This is a genomic window from Ligilactobacillus acidipiscis DSM 15836, assembly GCF_001435755.1.
Classification (GTDB): domain Bacteria; phylum Bacillota; class Bacilli; order Lactobacillales; family Lactobacillaceae; genus Ligilactobacillus; species Ligilactobacillus acidipiscis.
The window spans coordinates 1-5,217 of record NZ_AZFI01000143.1 but is presented as its reverse complement, the minus strand read 5'-3'; the positions used below and the strand labels follow the sequence as shown (position 1 = coordinate 5,217).

Genomic DNA, 5,217 nt, shown 5'->3' with positions numbered 1-5,217 from the left:
GTATGACTTACTTTGCTAGCCTTTGCATCACGTTCCCACTTGCGGCACTCTGTTGGCTTCCACATTTAAGCACAAAAAGAGGTAAATGTACTCAGCGCTCTAACACCAAGTACATTTACCCCAGTCGGACCTTGATCAAAGGTCATTTTCTTTTAAAAATTTAAACAACGCTTGATTAAAGGCTACAGGCTGCTCGGCCATCACGATATGCCCGCTGTCTTTAATGATCTGATACTCTCCTTTGGCTGCCAAACTTGCAACTTCTGGTGCATAATGGTAGTCAAAAAACGGCGATTTTTCACCAGCCAAAATTAAAAACGGACAAGTGAACTCAGCAATAACATCACGCCAATCTTGGGAAGCGTGATCTTGTAAGAAAGGCAAGTTTAATGCCGGATCGTATGGATGTTCAACTTGTGCTTTTTTATTGACCGCATATGTTTCGTCTCGGAGTTTGTGATAGGTCGACTTGCCAAACGGCTTTTTTAAAATATCCGGAAAATTATCCCAAGTGACCTCGCCTTTAAACCCGTACTTCCAGCCAGGTTCATTGATCATTTTCGGACTTTGATCAACGTCGACTATTGCTGCCACATCCTGTGTGCCAAATAATGAAGCGTAAGCAAACATGGTCGAAGCTCCCATGGAATTGCCGATCAAGATCGGCTGATGGATATCTAAAGCTTCGCAGATCTCACGCAGATCCATCGCATGCCTTGAGATCCGCAAACCTTTTTTAGTGTGCTCGGAGGCCCCTTGATTTCTAGCATCAATATTGATCACGCGGTAACCTGCGTCAACCAGCGCACTCACCTGATCGCGCCAGATCACCCGACTGCCGCCGATCCCACTCAAGATCATCACTACTGGACCTTGACCACTATCATCATACTCAAGTCTGACACCATCACTTGTTTTAAATCTCATCTGCTTACCTCCTCGTATTAGACTGTCAAATTATTTTTGAAAAACAAGCCGCAAATTATTCCACTAATTCAAATGCTTCACACACACATTTAGACTCTGGTGTAAATGTTGCATTATAAGATGCATATTCCTTAGTAAAAAAATCGACATGGACCTGGTGCCAATAATCATAACTCCGATCACCTTCACCCTCATGATATGCATGTTCTGCAGAAATATATTTAAAAGGCAAGACCTCAACTACTTTAGTCTTAGTCACACACACCGGTTCATTTTGGCTGTCTAATATAATATTATATTCCCCGACCTTAGGGAGTGGATCATTGTCAAATGCATATAATTCAAAACCGGAAGTCGTTGCCGTTTTTATTCCTTGCTTAACTAACTGAGCCAAAGTATCTGCATCAGTCCCAAAACTCCATGCTTCAGGTTCGCTCACATTGACCAACCCGTGCTCTGCCGCGAAATCATCCCAAAACTGTTTGATCTTAGTTTCCATCTATTTTCCCTGCTCTCATATTTGTTAATTACATATACTTCAGCCAGTTGGAGGTCCCCCCTCACATAATAAGCCGCAGTCTCAAGGATCTCTACATCTTGAAAACCCTTTACATTGTCAATTATAGTCAAATTGAACAACATATTTCAAATTGAATTAACGCTCAGACTGATTTAAAAAGCTTCAAGTCATATGGTTTCTGACTTGAAGCCTGTTCTTAAAAAGAATTACTTAGTGTTGGCATGTGTTCTACTGATCTCGATGATCGTCTGCGCCACTGTCTGCATTCCTTCAACCGTGACGTATTCATATTTACCGTGAAAATTATGTCCGGCGTTAAATAAATTTGGCGTCGGAATGCCTTTTTCCGTCAAAAAATTGCCGTCTGTCCCGCCTCTGAAAGGAACGATGTTGGGTTTTAATCCCAGTGTGTCATAAGCCTTCAGTGCTAACTTTACAATGGCTGGATTTTTCTTGATCTCTTCGCCAATATTGGAATATTGTTCTTTGATTTCGATTTTGACCCTTTCTTGGTCATAGCGATCGTTAATTTGCTGGGCCAAGTCTTTTAGCAACTGTTTTTTATTTGCAAATAATTGCTGATCAAAGTCACGGATGATCAATTCCAGATGAGCGTGGTCAGGCGTACTTTCTTGGCGGGTGACCATAATGAATCCTTGGCGACCCCGACTTTTTTCGGGAACCTCAGCAAGCGGTAAGCCCGCTACCAGCTCATGCGCCAGCGAAGAAGCATTGACCATCAAATGATAAGCATCGCCCGGGTGGACCGCGGTACCTTCGATCTCGACAGTCGCTGCCGCAGCATTGAAAGTTTCATACTCCAAGTCGCCTGGCTGTCCGTTATCTAAGGTATAAGCAAATTCTACTGGGAATTCTGTCTCATCGAAACGTTTAGCTCCCTGACCGATCTCTTCATCTGGACCAAAAGCTACATACAAAGGTCCATGTTTTATCTCTGGCTGGGTAACTAAAGACTGCACCGCCGCCAATAATGCAGCGACCCCGGCTTTGTCGTCTGCTCCCAATAAAGTAGTTCCATCAGTCGTGATCAAACGCTGCCCTGCTAAGTCTTTCAATTCCGGAAACTCCGCTACACGTAAAATGATCTGTTTTTCTTCATTCAAGATAACATCGCGCCCATCATAATCAGGATGAACTTGGGGCGAAACATTGTCAGCCGGATAATCAGCAGTATCCAAATGAGCGAAAAAACCCACCGCTGATATTTCCTTATCACAGTTACCGGGCACATATCCGAGTGCATAACCATTCTTTTCGTTATACCAAGCTTTGAGCCCCAACTTTTTCAAATCTGTGACCACCCGTTTTGCCAGATCGATCTGGCCTGGTGTAGACGGGATCGTCTGACTCTGAGCGTCAGAGCGGGTATTATACCGACAAGAATCAATAAATTGCTGTTCAAGATAATTAGTGTCTATTTCCACCATGCTTGCTGCCTCCTACTGTTCATTACTGATATAGGCTTTTTTCCAATCATACGGCACACCTGCCGGATTAAAGATGATCCCTTTGACGTTTGTACGTAACAGTTGTGATTTAGCAACTTGATAAAGTGGGATCGTACCTTGGTCTTCCATCAAGATCTTCTCTGCTTGAACCAGGTTTTGCCAACGCTTTTCAGGTTGATTGCCATATTCGTTTTCTGATTGGTCAAGCAATTTATCAAACTCAGCATTCTTAAAACCGGAAGTATTGTAACTTGTAGCGGATTCGAAAACATCCAAGAAGTTGATTGGATCAGCAAACACGGACTGCCATGTCTTGACGGTCATTTGGTAATCTTTCTGACTTTGACGAGAGATCATTTGCACAAATGGCACCTTGGATACCGAAACACTAACTCCCGGCAAACTTTCTAATTTACTTTGCAAAAATTCAGCGGCTTGCTTGCTGCTGTCAGTGTCTGATGTCAACAGGTTGACCTTCAACGACTTGATGTTTTCTTCTTGATAGCCTTCTTTTAACAAAGACTTAGCCTTTTTCAAATTAAATGAAACGGCCTTTTTAACATATGCTTCGTTCTCAAAATACTGACCAGTCTGAGGGTTATCGCCCATTTGACTGGGTACAAAACCTTTCAACGGCTCGGAACCATCTTGCAAAACTTTATCCGTCAATTGCTTCCGATCGATTGCCAGTGAAAAAGCCTGTCTGATCTTCTTATTTCTGAAAGCCGGAACTTTATTTTGGTTCAGATCCAAGCGCGTGGTGGCGGTGGGCAAACGTTTGACAAAATCTTTCTTATTCTTGTTAGCCTTGACTTGCTGCCCATTGAGTAAAGTCTCATCGACCTTTTTAGCACTGTACATGTTATAACTTGTAGTCGTACTTTCAGTCACTAGCTCTGTAATTTTATCCAAATGAACGTGCTTTTTATCCCAATAAGAACCATTTTTGACTAAAGTCCAAGACTTGCCGGTCCCGTCCCATTTTGTCAACTTGAATGGACCGTTAGATACTAAATACTTTGACTGAGTCCCATACTTGGCACCATATTTATCAACTGTCTTTTGGTTCAAAGGATAAAACAAGGGCCAGGCCAGCAACTTGTCAAAATAACTGACCGGCTTAGCTAAAGTGACTTGTAAATGATGGTCATCTAGAGCCTTGATGCCTAAAGTTGACTTGTCCTTTTTACCGTTATAAATATCCGTAGCGTTTTTAACACCATCGAAGTAAAAAGCATCTTGCGACGCTGTTTTCGGATCGACCGTCCGCTGCCAGGAATATACAAAATCCTTAGCAGTCACTGGGTCGCCGTTAGACCACTTGACGTTCTTACGCAAAGTAAAATCATAAGTCTTACCGCCGTTTGATTTTTTAGTTTTGACAGCCAAAGCTGGTTGCGGCTGACCTTTTTTATCCAAACGATACAGACCCTCTTGTGTATTCATCAAGGTATTAAAACTTAAAGTATCTGTTGCTTTGGACAGATCAGCTGTTGCCAAAGTCGAAGCTTCGGTCCAGCGCAATTCTTGTTTGTCGGCATATTTACCAGAGCCGGTCTGTCCTGTTTTTTCATTATTGCCACAGGCGGTCAAAAACAGTGCGGTAGTTGCTGCAAATGTTGCAAGTAACTTCTTATTCATAATATGTATCCCCCTCATATTCTTGTAAGAAAAAAGTAAAAGATAAGCTCAACAGTCAAAAAAAAGCGCCCCTCCAGAAAATTCTGAAAGGACGCTTGTGCGCGGTACCACCTTTTTTATAGCCAATTCACACTGACTATCTTACTAACTTCTGTTCTAACAAAAGTCGCAGGTAGTAACGGTCCCGTTCCGTGTCGCTGCTTGCACAGCCAACAGACTCTGAGCTCATCTTCACTCGACTGACCAATACGCGCTTTCACCCACTCGCGTTCTCTTTAGATTGGCTGCTCGAGCTACTCTTCTCTTCAACGTCTTTTAATGATAATCTCATTTTATCAGCTATTTCTTTAATGTCAATGTAATTCTTTAATAAATCTCTCGGCAATTTCTTTCGGTCTAGTGATCGCCCCGCCAACGACCAAAGCCGTCACACCTAAGTCTTGCACCTGTCGTGCTTGCTCTGGCGTATGGATCTTACCTTCTGCGATCACATCTAAGCAATGTGCCGTCAAACCTTTGATCAAGTTAAAGTCTGGACCAGTAAGTTGCTCACTTTCGGCTGTATAGCCGGCCAAAGTAGTACCCACGAGATCAACACCTGCTTGAGACGCGTTAACTCCTTCTTCCACAGTAGAAATATCCGCCATCAATAATTGATTA

Annotated in this window: 5 protein-coding genes and 1 other annotated feature; all 5 genes read right to left on the bottom strand. The window is 42.8% G+C overall.

All coding sequences use genetic code 11. From position 1 onward, the window contains the following. Window positions 1–135 precede the first annotated feature (135 nt). Window positions 136–927 carry an alpha/beta fold hydrolase gene (locus FC65_RS08635; RefSeq protein WP_056972359.1) on the bottom strand — a complete coding sequence of 264 codons (792 nt, stop codon included), beginning with the start codon at window positions 925–927 and terminating at the stop codon, window positions 136–138. 55 nt (window positions 928–982) lie between these two features. Next, entirely contained in the window at window positions 983–1,426 is a 444-nt protein-coding gene (locus tag FC65_RS08630) for an ASCH domain-containing protein (protein ID WP_056972357.1), read from the bottom strand. Between the two features lie 227 nt (window positions 1,427–1,653). Further along, window positions 1,654–2,895, bottom strand: coding sequence for a peptidase T (gene pepT, locus FC65_RS08625; RefSeq protein WP_056972356.1), 1,242 nt, complete (start codon window positions 2,893–2,895; stop codon window positions 1,654–1,656). 12 nt (window positions 2,896–2,907) lie between these two features. Continuing rightward, window positions 2,908–4,557 (bottom strand): peptide ABC transporter substrate-binding protein, encoded by a 1,650-nt coding sequence (locus tag FC65_RS08620; protein WP_056972355.1) that lies wholly within the window; start codon window positions 4,555–4,557, stop codon window positions 2,908–2,910. A gap of 84 nt (window positions 4,558–4,641) precedes the next feature. Further along, window positions 4,642–4,875, bottom strand: a binding site (T-box leader). A 35-nt stretch (window positions 4,876–4,910) separates the two neighbouring features. After that, the coding region (locus tag FC65_RS08615; protein WP_477218331.1) for a beta/alpha barrel domain-containing protein at window positions 4,911–5,217 on the bottom strand (307 nt) is incomplete at its 5' end.

Bases quoted from the DNA above. Each gene is read 5' to 3' on its own strand.
- FC65_RS08635 (WP_056972359.1), bottom strand. From the start codon at position 927: ATGAGATTTAAAACAAGTGATGGTGTCAGACTTGAGTATGATGATAGT.
- FC65_RS08630 (WP_056972357.1), bottom strand. From the start codon at position 1,426: ATGGAAACTAAGATCAAACAGTTTTGGGATGATTTCGCGGCAGAGCAC.
- pepT (WP_056972356.1), bottom strand. From the start codon at position 2,895: ATGGTGGAAATAGACACTAATTATCTTGAACAGCAATTTATTGATTCT.
- FC65_RS08620 (WP_056972355.1), bottom strand. From the start codon at position 4,557: ATGAATAAGAAGTTACTTGCAACATTTGCAGCAACTACCGCACTGTTT.